Annotated in this window: 20 protein-coding genes and 1 pseudogene; 11 read left to right on the top strand and 10 right to left on the bottom strand. The window is 60.8% G+C overall.

All coding sequences use genetic code 11. The features are described 5' to 3' along the window. Positions 1–188: 188 nt before the first annotated feature. The gene (gene ung, locus AC1D2N_RS00915; RefSeq protein ID WP_130729378.1) at positions 189–890 is read right to left on the bottom strand and encodes a uracil-DNA glycosylase; all 702 of its coding nucleotides are present in this window, start codon (positions 888–890) and stop codon (positions 189–191) included. A 239-nt stretch (positions 891–1,129) separates the two neighbouring features. Between ung and AC1D2N_RS00910 the strand changes: the two are divergent. From AC1D2N_RS00910 to AC1D2N_RS00900, 3 genes and pseudogenes are all read left to right on the top strand, one after another. After that, a pseudogene (locus AC1D2N_RS00910) lies at positions 1,130–2,551 on the top strand (phosphomannomutase); the annotation flags it as partial. A 42-nt stretch (positions 2,552–2,593) separates the two neighbouring features. Further along, positions 2,594–4,021, top strand: coding sequence for a mannose-1-phosphate guanylyltransferase/mannose-6-phosphate isomerase (locus AC1D2N_RS00905; protein WP_028733429.1), 1,428 nt, complete (start codon positions 2,594–2,596; stop codon positions 4,019–4,021). Between the two features lie 119 nt (positions 4,022–4,140). Then, positions 4,141–4,446 carry a hypothetical protein gene (locus tag AC1D2N_RS00900; protein ID WP_028733312.1) on the top strand — a complete coding sequence of 102 codons (306 nt, stop codon included), beginning with the start codon at positions 4,141–4,143 and terminating at the stop codon, positions 4,444–4,446. Between the two features lie 37 nt (positions 4,447–4,483). Here AC1D2N_RS00900 and AC1D2N_RS00895 read toward each other — a convergent pair whose 3' ends face one another. Beyond that, positions 4,484–5,440: an endonuclease/exonuclease/phosphatase family protein gene (locus AC1D2N_RS00895; protein ID WP_130717574.1), complete on the bottom strand. Its 957-nt coding sequence runs from the start codon at positions 5,438–5,440 to the stop codon at positions 4,484–4,486. A gap of 281 nt (positions 5,441–5,721) precedes the next feature. Between AC1D2N_RS00895 and AC1D2N_RS00890 the strand changes: the two genes are divergently transcribed. After that, positions 5,722–6,738 (top strand): NAD-dependent epimerase/dehydratase family protein, encoded by a 1,017-nt coding sequence (locus tag AC1D2N_RS00890; RefSeq protein WP_113542522.1) that lies wholly within the window; start codon positions 5,722–5,724, stop codon positions 6,736–6,738. A gap of 96 nt (positions 6,739–6,834) precedes the next feature. Here the strand turns inward: AC1D2N_RS00890 and AC1D2N_RS00885 are convergent, their stop codons facing one another. Next, positions 6,835–7,221 (bottom strand): hypothetical protein, encoded by a 387-nt coding sequence (locus AC1D2N_RS00885; RefSeq protein WP_130717576.1) that lies wholly within the window; start codon positions 7,219–7,221, stop codon positions 6,835–6,837. 192 nt (positions 7,222–7,413) lie between these two features. After that, positions 7,414–7,566 (bottom strand): hypothetical protein, encoded by a 153-nt coding sequence (locus AC1D2N_RS00880; RefSeq protein ID WP_018243232.1) that lies wholly within the window; start codon positions 7,564–7,566, stop codon positions 7,414–7,416. Between the two features lie 518 nt (positions 7,567–8,084). Here AC1D2N_RS00880 and AC1D2N_RS00875 point away from each other — a divergent pair. From AC1D2N_RS00875 to AC1D2N_RS00845, 7 genes are all read left to right on the top strand, one after another. Continuing rightward, positions 8,085–10,175: a phospholipase D-like domain-containing protein gene (locus AC1D2N_RS00875; protein ID WP_130717578.1), complete on the top strand. Its 2,091-nt coding sequence runs from the start codon at positions 8,085–8,087 to the stop codon at positions 10,173–10,175. Between the two features lie 159 nt (positions 10,176–10,334). After that, on the top strand, positions 10,335–11,036 hold the full coding sequence (locus AC1D2N_RS00870; RefSeq protein ID WP_130748879.1) for a CerR family C-terminal domain-containing protein: 702 nt from the start codon (positions 10,335–10,337) through the stop codon (positions 11,034–11,036). Next, entirely contained in the window at positions 11,033–12,046 is a 1,014-nt protein-coding gene (hlyD, locus tag AC1D2N_RS00865; RefSeq protein WP_018243235.1) for a secretion protein HlyD, read from the top strand. The genes AC1D2N_RS00870 and hlyD overlap by 4 nt, the downstream gene beginning before the upstream one ends. Continuing rightward, positions 12,043–13,788, top strand: a complete 1,746-nt coding sequence (locus AC1D2N_RS00860; protein WP_130717582.1) for an ATP-binding cassette domain-containing protein — start codon at positions 12,043–12,045, stop codon at positions 13,786–13,788. Before hlyD ends, AC1D2N_RS00860 begins: the two co-directional genes overlap by 4 nt. Further along, positions 13,785–14,912 carry an ABC transporter permease gene (locus AC1D2N_RS00855; RefSeq protein ID WP_130758872.1) on the top strand — a complete coding sequence of 376 codons (1,128 nt, stop codon included), beginning with the start codon at positions 13,785–13,787 and terminating at the stop codon, positions 14,910–14,912. The genes AC1D2N_RS00860 and AC1D2N_RS00855 overlap by 4 nt, the downstream gene beginning before the upstream one ends. Position 14,913: 1 nt before the next feature. After that, positions 14,914–16,023, top strand: coding sequence for an ABC transporter permease (locus AC1D2N_RS00850; protein ID WP_018243238.1), 1,110 nt, complete (start codon positions 14,914–14,916; stop codon positions 16,021–16,023). 130 nt (positions 16,024–16,153) lie between these two features. Then, a complete protein-coding gene (locus AC1D2N_RS00845; RefSeq protein WP_018243239.1) occupies positions 16,154–16,549 on the top strand; it encodes a DUF1236 domain-containing protein in 396 nt (131 codons plus the stop codon). On the opposite strand, the gene AC1D2N_RS00840 is transcribed toward AC1D2N_RS00845, so the two are convergent. The 6 genes from AC1D2N_RS00840 to AC1D2N_RS00815 all read right to left on the bottom strand — a co-directional run bounded on the left by AC1D2N_RS00840 (position 16,550) and on the right by AC1D2N_RS00815 (position 21,474). Beyond that, positions 16,550–16,786, bottom strand: a complete 237-nt coding sequence (locus AC1D2N_RS00840; RefSeq protein ID WP_018243240.1) for a hypothetical protein — start codon at positions 16,784–16,786, stop codon at positions 16,550–16,552. It lies immediately after the preceding gene. A 98-nt stretch (positions 16,787–16,884) separates the two neighbouring features. After that, entirely contained in the window at positions 16,885–18,420 is a 1,536-nt protein-coding gene (locus AC1D2N_RS00835) for a winged helix-turn-helix domain-containing tetratricopeptide repeat protein (RefSeq protein ID WP_130759086.1), read from the bottom strand. 101 nt (positions 18,421–18,521) lie between these two features. After that, positions 18,522–19,565 (bottom strand): Gfo/Idh/MocA family protein, encoded by a 1,044-nt coding sequence (locus AC1D2N_RS00830; RefSeq protein WP_018073767.1) that lies wholly within the window; start codon positions 19,563–19,565, stop codon positions 18,522–18,524. 9 nt (positions 19,566–19,574) lie between these two features. After that, the gene (locus AC1D2N_RS00825; protein WP_028733303.1) at positions 19,575–20,360 is read right to left on the bottom strand and encodes a ThuA domain-containing protein; all 786 of its coding nucleotides are present in this window, start codon (positions 20,358–20,360) and stop codon (positions 19,575–19,577) included. Between the two features lie 191 nt (positions 20,361–20,551). Beyond that, on the bottom strand, positions 20,552–20,893 hold the full coding sequence (locus tag AC1D2N_RS00820; RefSeq protein ID WP_018243243.1) for an SMR family transporter: 342 nt from the start codon (positions 20,891–20,893) through the stop codon (positions 20,552–20,554). A gap of 17 nt (positions 20,894–20,910) precedes the next feature. Continuing rightward, positions 20,911–21,474, bottom strand: coding sequence for a TetR/AcrR family transcriptional regulator (locus AC1D2N_RS00815; protein ID WP_028733302.1), 564 nt, complete (start codon positions 21,472–21,474; stop codon positions 20,911–20,913). Positions 21,475–21,532 lie beyond the last annotated feature (58 nt).

The following is a 21,532-nucleotide window of genomic DNA, read 5'->3' as shown; positions in this document are numbered from 1 at the left end:
GCGCTGAAGCGCCCACAGAACAGACCCGCAGACCAAAACGCATTGTCTTCTTTTAGTGAACGAACACCGACTCGCGTTCACATCTCAAGCATGTCGCGCAAAACTGTGCAGCGGTTTATGCGATAACGACATGCGTAAAAACAAAGAGCTAAAGCGCGAGGAGCGTATCTGAACGATTGCGACGCGCTTTAAGCATCATGGGGATTGGCCGGCAATTGCCAGTCGATCGGCGCGCGCCCGCGCGATTGCAGGAAGGCATTCGCCTTCGAAAAATGCCCGCAGCCGAAAAAGCCGTTATGGGCCGAAAGCGGCGAGGGATGCGGCGCCCTGAGCACAAGATGGCGCTTCGTATCGACGAAGGCGGCCTTGCGCTGAGCATAGGAGCCCCAGAGCATGAAGACGACGGATTCGCATTCATCGTTGACCTTGCGGATGACGGCGTCGGTGAAGCGTTCCCACCCCTTGCCCTGATGGGCAGCCGCCTGCCCTTCCTCGACGGTCAGCACGCTGTTCAGCAGAAGCACGCCCTGTCTTGCCCAATGTTCGAGAAAACCGTGACGTGCCGGTGCTATGCCGAGATCCGTCTCCATTTCCTTGTAGATATTGACGAGGGAGGGCGGTATGCGCACGCCCGGCCGGACACTGAAGCACAGCCCATGGGCTTGCCCGAGTCCATGATAGGGATCCTGGCCGAGGATGACGGCCTTGACGTTGGAGATTGGCGTCAGATCAAGAGCGCGGAAATATTCGCTGCCCTTGGGGAATATCCGCTTGCCGACCTGCTTCTGCGCGATGAGGAAGGATTTGAGCTGTTGCATGTAGGGGCTTGAAAACTCCCCCTCCAGCGCAGCCTTCCAGCTCTCCTCGAGACTGACGGATGTATCGCTCATCTAGGAAAATCCTTCGCATAGGACGAAACAACGGACACACGGTTCTAACAAAATCGATCTACGCTGCAATGCCTGCCGGCTCGGCGATAGGTTCACACCTTGAGAATTCGGTGAGCGAGGATTGCGAGAGGCTGTCCGAGGCACCGTCGTCCGTGTTTAACTATATGATAGCTTCGGTATTTACGCCGGCAGGCGGCCTGAGTAGAACCTTGATTGTGAAATCGGAGTCATGTCTTCCTATGAAATTCGGCACGAGCGGCCTTCGCGGACTTTCAGTGGATCTAAAGGGACATGCCTCCGCCCTTTATGCCACAGCGTTCGGCAAATATCTGATCGGAACTGGCAGGGCCAAAGCTGGCGATGCCATTCTGATCGGCCTCGATTTTCGCGATTCTAGCCCTGAAATCTCGGGAAATTGCGCCGATGCACTCGCTGCGCTCGGCTTCCGGATATTCGACTGCGGCAATGTACCCACACCCGCACTCGCCCTCTATGGCCTTGAAAGAAACGCCGGCTGCCTGATGATCACGGGCTCGCATATTCCGGCGGACCGCAACGGCATCAAGTTCTATCGGCCGGATGGCGAGATCGACAAATCGGACGAGGCGGCGATTACCGCATTGGCTGCCGAGATCGAACGAAACGGCGAAACGGTGGTACAAGCACCGGCCGTGACGGAAGACCACGAGGCCGCTTGCCGGCAGCTCTTTTTCGAACGCAATGCCGCCCTGCTTCCGCAAGGCGCGCTGTCCGGCCTGAAGATCGGCGTCTACCAGCACAGCACCGTCGCCCGCGACCTGCTGGTTGACGTTCTCGCCCATTACGGCGCCGAGATCACCGCTCTCGGACGTTCGGAGAGCTTCATTCCCGTCGACACCGAAGCCGTTTCCGACGAGACGATCACGCTGATGAAGCGCTGGGTGTCCGAGCACAGGTTCGATGCGATCGTCTCGACTGATGGCGACGGCGACCGCCCGCTGGTCGCAGACGAAACCGGCACACCGCTGCGCGGTGACCTACTCGGTCTTGTGGCAGCCAATTTCCTCGGCGCCGGCACGGTGGTGACACCGGTTACCTCCAATTCGGGCATCGAGGCCGCGGGCTCTTTCGCCGTCAGGCGCACCCGCGTCGGCTCGCCCTTCGTCATCGCTGGCATGGAAGAGGCCGTAGCGGCCGGCGAAGATCATGTCATGGGCTTTGAAGCCAATGGCGGGCTGCTGACTGCAACCCCATTCGACATCAACGACAGAGCCGTGCGAGCCCTGCCGACGCGCGATTGCTTTATCCCGATGCTCGCGATCCTCTCGCTCGCTGCCATTCGCAGGCAGCCGCTTTCTGCCGTTGCCGCGTCCTATCACCTGCCCTTTGCCGCGGCCGATCGCCTGGAGAATTTTCCGCTGGAGACGAGTGCCGCGCTGATGGCGCATCTGCGCGCTTCGGAAGAAAATCTCTCGGCTTTCCTGCAGCCGATCGGCGAGGTAGCGACAAAATCCGACATCGACGGACTTCGCGTGACGCTAAGGGATGGCGGGATCATTCATTTCCGCCCGTCGGGCAATGCGCCGGAAATGCGCTGCTACACGGAGGCCGGCAGCGAAGCTGCAGCCCGGGACCTGCTGAATGCCGGGCTCAATCGAATAAGAGACTGGGCAGGCGCCCGGCAACATGCGACGAACAAGCCGTTTATTTCAAGGAACCCGCCTATGACGCAGAAAATCATTCCCGTGATTATGGCCGGCGGCAAAGGCACGCGGCTCTGGCCGCTTTCCCGTGCCACCGCACCGAAACAATTCATCCAATTTGTCGGCGACAAGACGTTGTTTCAGGAAACTCTCGAACGCGTTTCCGATCCCGAACTCTATGAAGCCCCGATCGTCGTCACCAATGAGGAATTCCGCTTCCTGGTCGCCGAACAAGCTCGCGAGCGCGCCATCCCGCTCGCAGCGATCCTGCTCGAACCAGTCGCCCGCAACACAGCCGCAGCGGTGGCCGCGGCCGCAACGCTTGCCGCCGACCTGTTCGGCAAGCACACCATCATCCAGATGCTCGCCTCGGATCACGAGATCCTTGCCGACAAGAGCTATTTCGATTGCATCCGCATCGCCCGCGATGCCGCTGCCGATGGCAAGCTCGTAACCTTCGGCATCACCCCGACGGAGCCGGCGACGGGTTATGGCTATATCGAGATCGGCGATGCCCTCGAAAACGGTGCACACAAGGTCAAGCGGTTTGTCGAAAAGCCGGCATTTGAGAAGGCCGAGCAGATGCTCGCCGACGGCGGCTTCTACTGGAACTCAGGCATCTTCATGTTCCCGGTGCCGGAACTCATCGCCGAACTGCAGGAATATGCGCCCGATGTGCTGAAGGCGGCCAGCAAGGCCGTTTCGAAAGCAAGCCGCGACCTCGATTTCACCCGCCTCGACGCCGACCATTTCGCCAAGAGCCCCGATATCTCCATCGACTATGCGATCATGGAAAAGACGTCCAAGGCCGCAATCGTCCCCTCGCCGTTCAAATGGTCGGACATGGGTAGCTGGGATGCCGTCTGGAAATCAGGCGCACGCGACGAAAACGGCAACGTCGCCGCCGCAAACACCACCGTCGTCAATACCCGCAACTCGCTCGTCATGACCCATGGCGTGCATCTTGCCGTCCAGGGCATGGATGATGTCGCCGTCATCGCCAGCGAAGACGCCGTCTATGTCGGACCGCTCAAAGACAGCCAGAATGTCGGCCAATTGGTCAAGATGCTGGCCTCTAGGTCCGCCACGGCGAAATTCGCCGAAACCCATCCGACATCCTATCGCCCCTGGGGCGGCTATACCTCCATCTTCAACGGCGATCGTTTCCAGGTGAAGCGCATCTTCGTCACGCCGGGCAAGAAGCTGTCGCTGCAAAAACACCACCATCGCTCCGAACACTGGGTCGTCGTCAAGGGAACGGCTGAGGTGACGGTCGGCGAGACCGTGCGGATGCTGCGCGAGAACGAAAGCGTCTATATTCCGCTCGGCGAAGTCCACCGCCTCGCCAACCCCGGCAAGATTCTTCTCGAGCTCATCGAGGTTCAGACGGGCTCCTATCTCGGCGAGGACGACATCATCCGCATCGTCGATGAGTTTGGAAGAACGTAAAATCGCAGCCGGAGCGATGGTCGGGCCTTTTCCGGCGCAACCATCCTCACTGTTGAATTTCCTCTTGGGGTTCTCGTAGAATGGATGTACCGACAGACATGACCGGAGATATCCCCTTGATGCGTACCTTGCCCGTCCTCGCCGGATTTCTTGCAATCATGGTGGCGGGAATGGCGTTTGCCGAAACGGCAATCATGCGAACCGCAAGCGAGTCGGAAATTCGCCAGCACCTGCCCGGTACGTCCGAATTGAAAGAAGGCAAGAACGGCTACGAATATCGCGACGGCAATAAGAATGGCTACAAGATAACCAATGGCCAAGTGTGCGTCCTGTTCCCGAGCAAGAAGACCGATTGCGTCAACGTGAAGACCGACGGCAAGACGTTTCAAATGATCGACAAAAAAGGCGGCCGAACCAGATTCTGATTTGTAGCCTCGGCAAGATTTCCTTGCCCAGGCAAAGTCATTTTGCCGGTGAGGTTTCGCCGTCCTTGTCGAGAACGAAGTCGGCGACCAGGCCAGAATGGTTCGAGCCGAGATTATCCTTGAGACGTTTCAGCGATGTCAGATGAAGCGGCGCGCGCGCAAATATGTGGTCGATGGCGATCCCGAGCGCGCCGGCGCCGATCGGCCATGTTGCCGGTTCTGGCGTGATCGTTTTCAGCTTCTGCTCACGCAGGAAAGCTTGGATGCTCGGGGCGATCGCCGAGGAATTGAAATCACCTGACAGCACCAGAGGGCCGTCGATCGAGCCAAGCGCTTTGCCGAGATCGTCCAATTCAGCCATCTGGAAATCGTCGAAATATGGTTTGGTCAGGTGCGCTGAGACCAGATTGATAGTCTCGCCGCCGAAGTCGACGCTTGCTATAACAAGCCTGTTTTTTCGCAGACTGCCCATACTTGCGACCTGCCGGCTGACGAACGGGCGTTTGGAGAGCACCAGCGTATCGCATGTATCCTTCCCGGCATCGCAGCCGATATGGTAGGGATAGGCCTTGAACAATTGCTGCAGGTGGAACGTCAGCGGCTTGGCTTCGAGCAGATTGACGACATCGGCATTCGACGCGATCACCATGTCGGTGATTTCAGTCGAGTTTTTCCAGTTATCGATCGCGATGTTGAACGACATCAGACGAAAAAGCGGCGGCTTTTTCATCGCTCTGTCGTCCTGCGAGAACTCGCCCAGCATGATGACGCCGTGAGCGGCGAGAAAAAGCGAGGCAAGCAGAAGGATAAAGCCGTAAATCTGCCTTTTGATGCCCAGAACGACGAGACTCGCGGCGACGAACACGACGCCGAGGTGAACCTGAAAGCTGTAGACGAAGGACAGAAGCCAGAAGTTCGTGACATAGCGTAACGACACGATCGCGATGGCAACGGTCAGAAACGCGCAGAGAATCCAATAAATTATATCTCTCATCGATCCTGACCTGCTTGCAGACGACCGGCCGGCCATAACATGCAAGCAATCATGTTGCAATGCAGCATAGCGGCCGAGAGCCGCGGCTGATCGGCAGACGATATCGATGGTCTCGCCCTCATCCGGCAAGGCAGCGGCGGACAGGCCGCCGACAGTAGAGACAGCGCTGTGACCTTCTCTTTCAAAGACCTATCGACTCGGCCTCTTTTTATCTTGTAAGTGGGGTCACTTGATACGGAATCGGCTCTTTGCCGCCGGCAGGGAGCCGAGAAAAGGTGGGAATGCGCTACTTCATTACAGGGACTGCCGGCTTTATCGGTTTTCATCTGGCCAGGCGCCTGCTGCAAGAAGGGCATGACGTCACAGGCTTCGATGGCCTCACTCCCTATTACAACGTCAAGCTCAAGGAGATGCGCCATGCGGCACTCTCCCAGTTTCCGACCTTCAAACCCGTCATCGCGATGCTCGAGGACCGCCCAGCACTGGAAGCGGCCGTTCTGGAAGCCAAGCCCGACATTCTGATCCACCTCGCCGCACAGGCCGGCGTGCGCTACAGCCTGGAAAATCCAGAGGCCTATCTTCGTTCGAACGTCGAAGGCTCGTGGAACATCATGGAAATCGCGCGGCGCGTCGAAATCCGCCATCTGATGCTGGCCTCGACATCATCGATCTATGGCGCCAATGCGACCGTCCCCTTTCGCGAGACCGATCGCGCCGACGAGCCGCTGACCATCTATGCTGCGACCAAGAAATCGATGGAGCTGATGGCGCATAGCTATGCCCATCTTCACAAGATTCCAACTACGGCATTTCGTTTCTTCACCGTGTATGGTCCGTGGGGCCGGCCCGACATGGCGCTGTTCAAATTCACCAAGAACATGCTTGAAGGCCAACCGATCGAGATCTACGGCGAAGGCAAGATGAGCCGTGACTTCACCTATATCGACGATCTTATTGAAGCGATCGTCAGACTGTCGGCAATCGGCCCGAGCGAGGAAAACCGTCTCGACGACGCGGCTGTCGAAACGCTTTCGCGCCAGGCGCCCTTTCGCGTCGTCAATATTGGCGGAGGCCAGCCGGTCAGCCTGATGGATTTCGTCGAAACGGTAGAAAAGGCGCTCGGCCGTCCTGCCATCCGCAAGATGCTGGCGATGCAAAAGGGTGATGTGCCGCGTACCTTCGCCGCCCCCGATCTGCTCGTCGCACTGACGGGCTACAAGCCCGATACGACCTTGGAGGTCGGCGTCAAGGCCTTCGTCGACTGGTATCTCGACGTGCGCGGTGAGCTCGACACCTAGAGCTCTCTGTTTTCACGCAACCGCTGCGCACTTTTGCTGAAATTGCTCTAGGTGCGGACGATCGTAGGTCGGATCGGCCTAAGTTCTGGCTAAGTGTCAGCGAAGAAACGCAACTGCCTGCACGGCCTCGACCGCCGTCGAAAACACGTAACCGACGACAACGGTGAGGCTCTGCGAATAGGTCTTGAGCCGGGAGCCCTCGCCCTCGACGGTCGCGGGGCTGCGCAGGACGAAAGGAACGCCAGGGCGCACGAAACCGGCGCGTGTCGTCAACGGAACTTCGGGTGAATGGCCGATGGCGGAGGTGTACATTAGGTCGCGGGCAAGGCTGGCTGGACCGATGGCGAAGGCCGGCTCGGAAGCGGCGGCGATGGTCAGAGTCAAGGCGATGGCGGCAAGAGTTCTGTGCATGTCGAAGTCCCCGTTTGCGGATCGGCGGGCTTTCGGTTTGCCCGGCTCCGAACGATCGATGCGTCTGTCCACGCCTCGGTCGCTTTCATGAGGCACTCTACACATCAGTATTTTCAGGGCTTTTAAGCGGATCGGTCAAATTTTACGAAATTTGACTTTCTGTCCGGAAGGGCTCGGGACGCACAAGGAAATATCTCTGCTGGCCTGCAGGCCAACAACGCAACATCAGAAAACGTGTTGATGACCTGGACGCTGCATCGCAGTCTACAGAATGCGATCCAGCTTCTTGTTGAGGTGCAGGTTCGGCATCAATCCTGCGCTTTGCGCGGCATGATAGGATTCTCGCGCCGCATCGAACGAGATCGACCACATGATGGCGCTGAGCAGCAGCGCGATGATATAAATCTGAATACGCATCGAACCGGCGATACGGAAAGAGCAAGGCAGTTTTGTGTCAAAACATAGCCACAGGAATCACAAAAAGTGGCACTTCTTTTATTTCGCAGCCGGCAGGCGCCAGACATATTAGTGTCGTGAAAATTAGCGATATTGTATCGCTACCTGTTAGCAGCCGACCCCGAGGCTTGGTTCCTCTTCCCACCCCGAGAACCCTGAGAGGTCCGTTCTCCACGGGCCTCTTTGCCTTCTTTCCGGAACAGCTGAGATCGCCAGATCCGATAGACGCTGAACCGCGCATCTCGATCCCAATCAGGCACGCGTCCCGCCATGAGCGATGTCACGTTACTTTAGTATCGTTAGCCTATATGTGTTGAAATGGACTCAACCGACGATAGAGTTGGTTCACTCGAGATCTGGGGTGCGCATGCCTGCAGAGCCAATTGCCCCGGCAACCGGTGGCATGGCAGGCGCATGCGATCTTCATCGTCATGGCGGATGCAATCGTGGTCTGAGCAAACAACGGGCGGGAGGCAGGCATGGGAAGGATTACCAAGGCAGGCGCATGGTGCAACGGCGAGGTCGCCTACCTCGCCTGGATGGCTGACGGCCCGATTGCCGATTGCCTCGGCTTCATGATCACCCGCGTACACGAGACCGGGCCGGAGGCCGGAGCCCGGCGCATCCTGCCGACCTGGATCGCTTTTACCGACCAGTCGAATCCAGACTGGCTGGAGCAGGACAGTTCGGTCTGGCCGATCCAGCAATATCAATGGCGCGACCTGACGCTGCGCCGCTCCCGCGACGAGGCGACCGTTCGGCCGATCGATTTCAGGATTCACTATGAAATTACGCCGGTCGGCCTTGCGGGCCCCGGCCGGAAACCGGTTCCTGCCTCCGACACCGCCCCCTATCGCGACGAAAACGGCAAGCCGCGTTATGTGGGGCCGCCACGGCCACTCTTTTTGCTGGACGAACCCTTCAAGACCGAGAGCATCGACGTCACCCATGATTTCCCGGGCGGCGGCGCCATCAAGGCGACCTATACCAACGGCATCCTTTCGACGCAGAACCTGCTGCGCCAGCTGGAAAAGGTCCAGGGCGTCAAGCCGGAGAATATTGCCCCCGGCCCGGCGATGCGCATTACCGAAGGCCTGCTGAAGACGCTGAAGGCCCACATCCCAAAGAAGGGCGATCCGATCCGCCTGTTCCTGACCGCCGATGTGCTGAGCTTCCTGACGATGCTGATCGACCGCGCCGAGACGGGCAACGGCGAGCTCTATCTCGCACTCTACGAGCTGCACGACCCCGAACTGATCGAGCGGCTGACGGCACTGGTCAAGGCCGGCAAGGCGCATGTGATCCTCTCCACCTCGGGCTCGACCGATCTCAACAAGAAGGGCGACCCGCTGCCGAGGAAACCGGTCGTCTGGGACACCGGCAACCATGATGCACGCATCGGCCTCCATGCCGCTGCTCCCGCGGCAGAGCGCATGCAGGATCGCCTCTTCAACAACAACAGCCATATCGGCCACAACAAGTTCGCCGTCTATGTCGAGGGTGGCGTCGCGCGAGCCGTGATGACCGGCAGCACCAACTGGACCGAAACCGGCCTCTGCACCCAGTCGAACAACGTCATCCTGATCGAGGACAAGAATGTCGCCGCCCGTTTCCTCGCCTATTGGAAGCTTCTGCGGGACGATCCGCAACCTGTGGGCGTTCCGCTGACCGTTTCCAACCATGGGGAGACCGCCGAGGGCTTTGCCCCGAGCAAGGGCGTCCAGGGCCCCGCCCTGCGCTTGGCGAATGCCGCGCCGACCGGGCCGGTGACGCTGAAGGACGGAAAGACCACCGTCGAAATCCTGTTTTCACCCAACACCAAGGCGCCGAGCAAGAACAAGACTTCACCGACACCCGTCGATCTCAGCCGCGTCTATTCGCTGATGGAGCATGCCGACAGCGCCATCCTGTTCCTCACCTTCTATCCCGGTGTGCGCGGCGAACAGAACGTCATCGGCCAGGCAGCGGAGCTTGCCGTCAAGCGACCGGACCTGCTCGTCCAGGGCGCGATCAGCAATCCGGCAGCACTGCCGCCGGCAAAACCCGGTGAACCCACAACCTATGTCCATCAGCCGGGTGGCGAGGTCAGGGACCTGCCGCAGCGGGCGATCTGGTGGCCGGACGGCGATACCGGCCGTGTCGTCATGGTGCGCGCAGCGGCCATCTCCGCCCAGTTCGGCGATCTTCGTCCCGAATTGCTGAGCGCCGGCCACGCGATCATCCACGACAAGATCGTCGTCATCGACCCGCTCCATCCTGACAATTGCACTGTCATCACCGGCAGCCACAACTTGGGTTACAAGGCCTCCTACCAGAACGACGAGAACCTGCTGATCGTCCGCGGCAACCAGTCGCTTGCCGTCGCCTATGCGATCCACATTCTCGACGTTTATGACCACTATGTCCTGCGCGCCAAGCTGCAGGAGGAATTGCGCCAGTCGTTGATTGCCACGGGCCGGCCGCCCAAGGCGGAATCGGGTGGCTTCCTCAACGCCAAGGCAAGCTGGCAGGGGCGTTGGTTTGCCCCTGCCAAGGCTCCGTCGAGCCGGGATTACTTCCTAGGCCTCTGATCGCCACCCAAGCATTGCGTCCATCGAATTGAAGACATCCGGATAGCGGATGCCTTCTTCTGGTTCTTGCCTTCGCATCAGCGAAGGCAAGAGTGATAGCGCCGCCTAAAACTATATCAATCGATTGACTTATTTTCCTGTCAATGTTATAAAATTGTCATGACCCAAGAACACGACAACCAGCCACCGGCCTCCGCCCGTGCAGAGATCGCACGCCAGAAGATGCTGTCCGCTGCCCTCGACGTCTTCGGCCGCTATGGCTTCGACGGCGCCTCGACGCGCCAGCTCACGGAAGCGGCCGGCGTCAACCTGCAGGCCATCCCCTATTACTTCGGCAGCAAGGAAGGCCTCTACATCGCCACGGCCGAATATCTGATGATGCGGATCAATACGCATATCGGTGACATGAGGGCGCGCGTCGGCGCGCATCTGCTGGCGCTCGATGCTGCGGGCAAACCGCTTGGTGAAGCTGAGGCCCGCCATTTCCTGACCGAGATTTTGCAGACCATGGTGACGCTGTTCGTCGGCAGGGAATCCGAATCCTGGGCGCGCTTCCTGATCCGCGAGCAGATGGAACCGACGGAAGCCTTCACACGGGTCTATCAGGGCCTCATGCGGCCGATGATTGAGATGGGCCGGCGGCTGATCGGCGCCATCCTTCATGAGGATCCCGCCTCGGAACATGTGCGCCTGCGCACCTTCACCCTTCTCGGCAGCATCCTCGTCTTCCGCGTTGCCCATGCAGCCGTGCTCGCCCAGATGGATTGGGATGGCGTCGGCCCCGAACAGGTGGAAACCGTGCGCTGCCTGGCCGCAGAGCTGGTCGATGCCATCGGCCCGCTGAATGGAAGTGCAGCATGAAACGCATCCTTCCCATCGCCATCCTTCTTCTCGTTGCGGCAGGGGCCGCTGCCTGGTGGTACGCCCTGCCCCAAAAGCTCGGCTGGTTGCCAGAGGCCAGCCGCGAATTCGTCCTTTACGGCAATGTCGATATCCGTCAGGTCTCGCTCGGCTTCCGTGTCAGCGGCCGCCTCGCCGAACTCCACGCCGACGAAGGCGACGTCATCAAGAGCGGAGACGTTCTCGCAAAGCTCGATGCAGCTCCTTATGAATTCGCGGTCCGCTCGGGCGAGGCCAATGCCGCAGCCCTTCAGGCGACGCTCGACAAGCTGAAGGCCGGTCCGCGGCCGACCGAGATCGCCCAAGCGCGCGCCGCCTATGACGAAAGTCTCGCCGATCTCCGCAATGCCAACCTCGCCTATGACCGCGCCCGCCAGTTGCGCCCGCAGGGCACAATCTCTGAGGCGAGCCTCGACCAGGCGACTGCCGCAAGGGCGATGGCCGCCGCACGCTCCGATTCCGCCAACGAAGCACTGAAACTGCTGCTGGAAGGCTCCCGTGTTGAGGATATCGCCTCCGCCGACGCCCAGTTGAAGGCGGCTCAGGCAACACTCGCCTCCGCCCGCACTTCGCTCGATGATACCGAGCTGCGCGCCCCGAACGACGGCGTCATCCTCTCGCGCGTGCGGGAAAATGGCGCGATCGTCTCGCCGGCGGACACGGTCTTCGTGTTATCTCTGACCGAACCTGTCTGGGTGCGCAGCTATGTCGCCGAGCCTGATCTCGGCCGCATCCATCCCGGCATGAAGGTTTCTGTCGCCTCCGATACGTCGCCTGACAAGCCCTATGAAGGCACGATCGGCTTCATCTCGCCGGTCGCCGAGTTCACCCCGAAATCGGTGGAGACGCCGGAGCTCCGGACCGACCTCGTCTATCGCCTGAGGATCGTCATCGACAAGCCCGGCCCGGATCTGCGCCAAGGCATGCCGGTCACCGTTCGCTTTCCCACGCCGACAGCGGGCGGACAATGAGCGCCGCCGAAACCGGCCGGGACGACAAGCCGCTCGTCCGGATCGACGGCGTCACCAAGCGCTTCGGCACCGCGCCGGCCGCCCTTGACGCCGTCTCCGGCGCGATCGGCGGCGGCGCGATCACCGGCCTCGTCGGCCCTGATGGCGCCGGCAAGACAACGCTGATCCGCCTGATGACCGGTCTGATGTTGCCCGACGTGGGAACGATGGAGGTTCTCGGCTTCGATACGCGCAAAAACGCTGCCGGCATCCAGGCGGCGATCGGCTACATGCCGCAGCGCTTCGGTCTCTATGAGGACCTGTCGGTGCAGGAAAACCTCGATCTCTATGCCGATCTGCGCGGCCTGCCGAAGAGCGAACGAGCAGGCGCCTTCGACGAATTGCTCACCTTCACCGACCTCAAACGCTTCACCGGCCGGCTGGCCGGAAAACTCTCCGGCGGCATGAAGCAGAAGCTCGGCCTTGCCTGCGCGCTTCTGAAGAAGCCGCGCCTGCTGCTGCTCGACGAGCCGGGCGTCGGCGTCGATCCGATCTCGCGCCGCGACCTTTGGAAGATGGTCGAGAACCTGACGAAGGAAGGCATCGGCGTGCTCTGGTCAACCGCTTATCTGGATGAGGCGGAAGCCTGCGATCACGTGCTGCTTTTGAACCAGGGCAAGCTGCTCTTTTCGGGAAAACCGATGGAAATGACCGAGCGCGTCAAGGACCGGGTCTTCAGGGTATCCGATGTCAGCGGCCGCCGCCGGCAGGTGCTCGCCGAACTCCTGCAGGCCGATGGCGTCATCGACGGCGTGATCCAGGGCGAGGCGATCCGCATCGTCGCGGCGAAGGGCAAGAAGCCCGATATCGGCAAGGCGGGCGATGGCGCAACGCTCGCCCCTGCCCCGCCGCGCTTCGAGGATGCCTTCATCGACATGCTGGGCGGCGGTCCCGGCGGCCGCTCGCGGCTGGCAGAGGCGCAGGAGCCAGTGAAGGATGATGGCGATCGGCCGGTGATCGAGGCCAAGGGACTGACCAAGCGCTTCGGTGATTTCACCGCTGCCGATGACATCAGCTTCGATATCCGCCGTGGCGAGATCTTCGGCCTGCTCGGTCCGAACGGCGCCGGCAAGTCCACCACCTTCAAGATGCTCTGTGGCCTACTGAAGCCGACCGGCGGCGAAGGCCGTGTTGCTGGTTTCGATCTTCGCCGCGATGCCGCCGAAGCCCGCAACCAGCTCGGCTATATGGCGCAGAAATTCTCGCTCTACGGCGATCTCACAGTCATGCAGAACCTCGAATTCTTCTCTGGTGTCTATGGGCTTCGCGGAAAACACCGGCGCGAGCGCATCGATCTCATGGCCGGCATCTTCGATTTCGACCGCCATATCGGCCAACCGGCCAAGGACCTACCACTCGGCCTGAAGCAGCGGTTGGCGCTAGCCTGCGCCGTCATGCACGAGCCGCGCGCCCTCTTCCTCGACGAACCGACTTCCGGCGTCGATCCGATTACCCGGCGCGAATTCTGGACGCATATCAATGCGCTGGTCGAAAAGGGCGTCACCGTGCTCGTCACCACCCATTTCATGGACGAGGCGGAATATTGCGACCGCATCTCGCTGATCTACCGCGGCCGCTCGATTGCGCTCGGCTCGCCCGATGAATTGAAGGCCCGGGTCGCGACCAAGGAGCAGCCGGACCCGACGATGGAGGATGCCTTCATCGCCCTCGTCCAGCAATCGGAAGCGGAGGATGTCGCATGAGCGCCTCTTCCGGCAGGCTTCGGCGTCTTTCAGCTCTGGTGCGCAAGGAAAGCTTGCAGGCGATCCGCGATCCGAGCAGCATCCTCATCGCCTTCGTGCTGCCGCTGATCCTGCTCTTTCTCTTCGGCTACGGCGTCTCGCTCGATACCACCCGCACGCGCATCGGCCTCGTGACCGAGGATATGACGCCGCTGACGCAGGATCTGTCGGCCAGTTTCCAGGCCTCACGCTATTTTGATGTCGCCATGGGACGCGACCGGCGTCTGTTCGAGGAAGACCTCGTGCTCGGCAAGGTGCGCGGCATCGTCGTCATTCCGGCCGACTTCACCACGCGCTACACCGCCGGCAATCGCCCCGATATCCAGGTGATCGTCGACGGCTCCGATCCGAACACGGCGAATTTCGTGCAGAATTATGCCCAAGGCGCCGTCGCCAACTGGGAGCGGCAGAGGCAGGCGGACGTCGCCGTGCAGAGTCCTGCCATCTCGGTCGAGCAACGCTTCCGGTTCAATCCCGAACTGACCAGCCGCAATTTCCTCGTGCCGGGCTCGATCGCCATCGTCATGACGCTGGTCGGCACGCTCCTGACCTCGCTCGTCGTCGCTCGCGAATGGGAGCGCGGCACAATGGAGGCGATGATGGCGACGCCGGTGACGGCGGTCGAGCTGCTCGCAGGCAAGATCCTGCCCTATTTCCTGCTCGGCCTCACCTCGATGACGCTCTGCGTGCTGCTTGCGGTCTTCCTCTTCGGCGTGCCGTTCCGCGGCTCTGTCGCTGCGCTTTACGCATTGTCGGCCGCCTTCCTGATCCCGGCGCTCGGCCAGGGCCTGTTGATCTCGACGGCAACGAAGAACCAGTTCCTCGCCTCGCAACTGGCGCTGATAACCGCCTTTCTACCGGCCTTCCTGCTGTCTGGCTTCCTTTTCGAGATCAATTCCATGCCGACCGTGATCCAGTGGATCACCTTCATCGTGCCGGCGCGTTACCTGATCCCCAGCCTGCAGACGGTGTTCCTCGCCGGCGACATCTGGCCGATGTTCCTGCGGGCGATATCGGTCATGCTGACGATCGGCGCCATCATGTTCATGCTTGCCGCCCGCAGCACCAGAAAAAGGATCGGCTGAGATGTGGACAAGGCTTTACGCCCTGATCGTCAAGGAATTGCTTGCCGTCCTGCGCGACCCCAAGGGCCGCGCCATCCTGATCGGCCCGCCGATCGTCCAGCTTCTCGTTTTCTCCTATGCGGCGACGCTCGAGGTCCGCAATGTCGACGTCCTGATCCTCAACCGCGACAGCGGCCACTGGGGCCAGGAACTGATCGAGCGCATCGATGGCTCGCCGACTTTCCGGAAGATCGAGATCGCCTCCAGCCAAGCGGAGGTCCGGGTGGCGATCGACAACCAGACGGCCATTGCCGCCGTCGAGATCGGCCCTGACTTTTCGCGCAATATCGAGGCGGGAGCGCCGGCCGACCTGCAGATGGTGCTTGATGGTCGCCGCTCCAACGCCTCGCAGATCGTCGCGGGCTATCTCTCGCAGATCGGTGCAGCGCTCGCTGCCGAGACCCCGGCCGGCAAACGCGCCGGCGCCGATATCGTGTCGACCGTGCCGCGCAACTGGTTCAACCCGAACCTCACCTACCAATGGTTCATGGTGCCGAACCTGATCGCCAGCATCGCGCTGCTGATCGGCCTGATCGTCACGGCGCTGTCGATCGCCCGCGAACGCGAACTCGGCACCTTCGACCAGCTGATGGTCTCGCCGCTGCGCATCCACGAGATCCTGATCGGCAAGCTGATCCCGCCGATGATGATCGGCCTCTTCCACATCACCGTCTATATCCTGGCCGCAGTCTTCCTCTTCGAAGTGCCGCTGCGCGGCTCGCTCTTCCTGCTTTACGGCAGCGCGATCTTCTATCTCGGCTCGGTCGCCGGCCTTGGCCTCTTCATCTCGGCACTGTCGATGACGCAGCAGCAGGCGATCCTCGGCGCCTTCCTTTTCATGGTTCCGGCCATGCTGCTCTCAGGCTTTGCGACGCCGATCGAGAACATGCCGGGGTGGTTGCAGCCGGTGACCCTGATCAACCCGCTGCGCTATTTCCTGGTGATCGTCAAAGGCGTCTTCCTCAAGGATATTCCGCTGAGCGAGGTGGTGAACCAGACGATCCCGCTGGCGCTGATCGCCACCGTTACGCTCAGCGCCGCCGCCTGGCTCTTCCGCCGGCGGCTGGAATAACGCCTCCCAACCCCGGCTTCAGCCGCCTCACATAATGTGAACCGGCCTTCCAAAGCGTGACTCTCTCCTGCTGGAACCTCGGATTGGCGTGGTCGTTACCCAAACGCAACCCCAGCAAAGGAGAAGCAAAATGTACAAGGTCCTACTTGTCTCCAGCGCCCTTGCGCTGTCGTCACTTGCAACCAATGCGCTCGCTGATGGAGCCGTGACCGGTGCAGCCGGTGGTGCCATCACCGGCGCAATCGTCGGCGGCCCCGTGGGTGCTGCCATTGGCGGCGTGGCCGGTGGTGTCGCCGGTGCCGTTGTCGATCCGCCGCCGCGCGAGGTCGTTACCTATGTCCAGCAGCAGCCGGCCCCGACCGCCTCCGTGGTAGTCCAGGAACCGATCGTCGTCGGCAAGCCGCTTCCGGCAGACGTCGTCGTGACGCCGGTGCCTGACAATCCGAAATATGCCTACACGGTCATCAACAATCAACGCGTGATTGTCGAACCCCGCAGCCACCGTGTGGTGCAGGTCATAGAATAATCAGGCAACCGAAGCCGCCTGTTGCGGCTCGGCAACTTCCGGCCCCGCTTCGGCGGGGCCTTTTTTCGTGCGCTTGCGCCACCTGCCGATCAGCGAGAACAGAACGACAAGGTGCCGTGGCAACTTGGAGCCTTTCCTAGGAAAGGCTCCAAACCCCTGTGGCAGCGCCTCTATCGGAATTCGGTCGCCGTAAAGCTTGCCCTGTTTGAGCGATAGAATATGCATGCTGGAAAGCATGAGCCGATCCTCCATCCTGATTGATGGGATCAGCGTCGCCGAAGCGACGGGGCTGGGTCTTTAAAGTCCGACTAAAAGCTGCAAAAACTTGCAAAAGCCTATAGCCGCGGCCGCATCCCGGCGCGCGCCAGCCCTTCCAGAACCGGCGCAAAACGCTGCGGATCCTTGGCCGGCTGACCCGCCAGAATGCCTTCCAGCGTCACATCAGGTGCCATCGCCTCGAGCGCATGGAGGAACTGGCGCGCCTGCTCCATATTGCCGAGATGCGCATGTGCGGCGATCAGCATCCAGTAGGTCGGGTCGAAATGGGCGTTCAGTGCCAGCGAACGAGAGGCGTATGAAATTGCCGCCTCGTAATTGCCGCGAAAGATTTCGGCCATGGCGATGCCCGTCAGCGAAAAACGCGCATCCGGATCGCGGGGTCCCAATCTCACGGCACGGTGCAGGCGCTCGAGCGCCTGATCGATATCGCCACAGTGCAAGGCTGCAATTCCGGAGCATGCCGCGACCATAAGATCGTTGGGATTAGCGGCTGCGGCGGCCTCCAACACAGCCATGCCGCCTTCATAATCCTTGCCCGTCTGCAGCAATGCCATGCCGCAATGGGCCATCACGCGGGGATCGCCGGCCGAATGCTGAAGCCCGCGACGGGCAAGGCTGATGCATTCCGCCTTGTCGTCCGTCCCGAGCCGTGGCCAACCCATGGTAATGCGATGTTCGAGCGCCCATGCGGCATGGGAAAGCAGCATCGCATTTTCCGGCTCCATGGCGAGCGCTTCCTGCAGCAAGGCATAGGCGGCGGCATTACTTTCGATCGACTCGTCGATGATCGCGGCAAGCGCACGCAGATAGAGATCGTAAACTGCCGGACTGTTCGGCCGGTCACGTCGTGACCTCTGGATTTCGGCGATCTCGATCGCCGGCTCAACGATCGAGGCGACGCGTTCGGTGATATGGTCCTGGAAGGCGAAGATGTGGCTGATGCCGTCTTCAAAATGATCGGCCCAGAGATTGGTCGCGGTCACGCCGTCGACCAGCTGCACATTGATACGCACCTGCCCGCCTTCCCGCCGGATGCTGCCTTCGAGCACGTAGCGTATTCCGAGCTCCGCCGCCACCTGTCGCACATCGATGCTGCGTCCCTTGTAAATAAAGGCGGAATGGCGCGAGACGACCGAAAAGGAGCGGAAGCGCGCAAGGGCGGTGATGATCTCCGTCACCACGCCATCGGCAAAATAATCCTGGTCGACATCGCCACCGAGATTGACGAAGGGAAGAACCGCGACGGAGGGCGGCTGCGGCGCCACGGGCGCCATCCCGGCATCGTCCTGGCGCGGCAGGCGATAACCGACCCTGGGAACCGTGACGATCCACTCCGTGCCATCGGGTCTTGCGCCGAGAATCTTCCTGAGCGTGGCAATCTGAACCGTGAGGTTGCCCTCCTCCACGGCAAGCCCCGGCCAGGCCCGGTCCATCAGATCCGCCTTGGTGACGACGCGGCCCTCAGCCTCCAGCAGCAAACCGAGCAGAGCTGCCGGCCGTGGTCCCGTCGCAACGGATTTCCCTTCCCGCGACAGGCTTCCTGTCACGGGATCGTAAAGGAACGGACCAAAGGAAAGCGTCGAGCTGCCCATGCAGAAGCATAGCGTGAAAATCTCGCAAACTGAAAGCGGATCGACGCGCTGATGCATTGCAAAAGCCGCCGTTGGAACGGCGGCTTGTCAGTCAAGCAGGATCAGACCTTCAGCTCGCGCCGCTCGCGCTCGGTCACCATCGCAAGATCGAGCACCTTCTGCAGGTTGGCGGCGTGGCGAAAGTTCGGATCCGGCTGGATGCCGCTTGCCACGGCCTCGGCAAAACGCTCGTAGTTGGTCGCCACCGGTTCAACCTCGATCTTCGTCCAGGTGGCGGTTTCGACATCCTCGCCGAGGCAGCCATGCAGCTCGGAACCGCTGGGACGATGGATGACCTCAAGGCTGCCCCTCTCGCCATAAATCCGCAGCTTCAACTCGTTCAAATGCCCTGTCGCCCAACGGCTGGCATGGATGACGCCGAGTGCACCATTGGCGAAATCGACAGACATGGTGAAGCTGTCATTGGCATCGAGCAGATATTCGCCGATCTGGCCGCCCGGCGCCTTGTTAAAGGTCTTCAGCCGCGCAAAGACGTGGTCGATGTCGGTCGCCGCACCATAGGCGGCGAAATCGAGGATATGGATGCCGACATCGCCGAGCACGCCGTTCGAGCCGTGGCCGGTGGAAAGCCGCCACAGCCAGGTCGATTCCGTGCGCCAGTCGCCCCAGGCGCGCGACACGAGCCAACTCTGGAGATAGGAGGCTTCCACGTGCCTGATCGTGCCGAGCTCGCCGGCGAGCACCATCTCACGGGCGCGCTGTAGCGGCGCGACGTTGCGATAAGTCAGGTTGACCATGTTGATGACGCCGGCTTTCTCGGCCGCCTCCGTCATCTCCAGCGCCTTCGCATAGTTCTCCGCCAGCGGCTTTTCGCAGAAGACGTGCTTGCCGGCGGCAATCAGAGCCATCGTCGTCGGGTGATGGATGCGGTCGGGCGTCACGTTCGTCGCCGCATCGAATTCACCCCAGGCGATCGCCTCCTCCAGTGAAAGAAACCGCTTTTCGATGTTGAACTTGTCGGCGAAGGCCGAAAGCCGCTCAGGATCGGTGTCGACGGCACCGACCACAGTCACGCCGTCGATAAGGGGGAAGCGGGCGAGCTGGTTTTTCGCCATCACCCCGGTGCCAAGAACGAGTAATCGCATGGATGCTCCTCAGCGGTAACCGGCTTCGCCGGCCTGGTGCAGTTTCGGGCCGCGTTCGACGATCGGCTCCAGTGCTTTTTCTACCGGGACATTTGGAGCGTCGGTGATACCAGTCAACGCCCCCTCAGGGTTATAGGCCCACTTCACGCCGTTGATCAGCACCTTCTGGACATTGACGTCGTGATAGGTCGGATAGGTCTCGTGACCGGGGCGGAAATAGAAGATATTGCCGGCGCCACGGCGCCAGGTCAGGCCCGAGCGGAACACTTCGCCGCCCTGGAACCAGGAGATGAACACCGTTTCGAGCGGCTCCGGCACCGAGAACTGCTCGCCGTACATTTCTTCGTTCTCGAGCTCGAAATGCTCGCCGATGCCTGCTGCGATCGGATGGCGCTGATTGATTGTCCACAGCCGCTCGCGTTCACCCGCCTCGCGCCATTTCAGCGCGCAGGGCGTACCCATCAGCCGCTTGAAGATCTTGGAGAAATGCCCCGAATGCAGCACCAGCAGGCCCATGCCTTCCCAGACGCGCTTGGCAACACGCTCGACGACGACGTCGGAGACCGCGCCGTGATCCTTGTGGCCCCACCAGCTCAGCACGTCGGTTTCGGCAAGGCGGGCTTCGCTGAGGCCGTGTTCCGGCTCCTGCAGCGTCGCTGTCGTCGCCGAGATATCGGAATCGGTATTCAACGCGTTGGCGATCGTCGTGTGCATGCCTTCGGGATAAATATCCCGGACGATGGCATTGGTATTCTCGTGGATATTCTCTCCCCAGACGACGGTGCGAATGGCCATGATGTGCTCCTGTAGAACCTGGAAGTATCGATAGGCGGGAAGGCAGGATTCAAAGCGCTTTGGAAAATGGCGCTGGCTGCGCCTCGTCTCCTCCACGTCCAAAGAACACATAGACCTTTGTCGGTATTTTGACAAAGGGGAAAATTTACCGGCCTGAGGCGGAGAAACGGCCTGAAAATATCACAGCAATATCAATGCGAAACGGATTTCGAGAATAGATTGACGACCACAACGCCCGATATGATCAGCCCGAGCCCCACGACTGCCGGCAGGTCGAGGCGCTGCTTGAAGAAAACCAGACCGACCGAGGAAATCAGCACGATTCCCAAAGCGCTCCAAATCGCATAGGCGATACCGACGGGGATACTTTTCAGCGTCAGCGACAGGCAATAGAAGGCAGCCGCATAACAGGCGACGACGAGTGCCGTCGGCCCGATGCGGGTGAACTGCTGCGATAGCTGCAGCGCGGTCGTGCCAATGACTTCGAGCACAATAGCTGCAAACAGCAGCCCGTAGACGGCGGCCTGGCTCATGGCGAATCCCTTTCGAATTACTTGCCGGTCAGTTCGACAAGGCGATCGATGAGATCCCGCCTCAGAACGCCGTTGATATCATGGCTTTCCAACGTATCTGCGAACCAAAGTCCGTCGGCGGCGAAACGCACGACTTGTGCGTCGAGGGAGGAGTCTGTGCCGATATATTCCTCCGCCCGCGCCTGTACCCATTGGCGCCAGCGAAGACGCAACCGGGGTTCGGCAAGAAGCGCGATCGTCACCTGCGTCCAATTCCTGGAATCGTCGGGACGATCCTTGAGACCGGATACCGCCCTGAGATAGGCGCGGGTGAAGCGGCCCTGCGGCAGCGGATCGCCGCGCATCAGTTCCTCTATATCGGCGTCGAACTTTTCGAGCAGGCTCTCGAACAAGGCGTCGAGCAGCGCATTCTTCGTCGGGAAGTGATGCAGCAGCCCGCCCTTGCTGACGCTGGACGCAGCGGAAACCGCATCGAGCGTGACGGCGGCCATGCCTTCGCTGGCAGCAAGGCGCGCGGCGACCTCCAGCAACTGCTGGCGCACGAGGACGGGCTGCTTCTTGCGATGATGAGCGTTCGACATGCAAATTAAAAGATACCGTCCGGACGGTTTTGTCAAGGAGAATCGGCCACAACCCCTG

This window comes from Rhizobium sp. P1_B8 (assembly GCF_056406515.1).
This window is presented reverse-complemented; position numbering and strand designations above follow the sequence as displayed.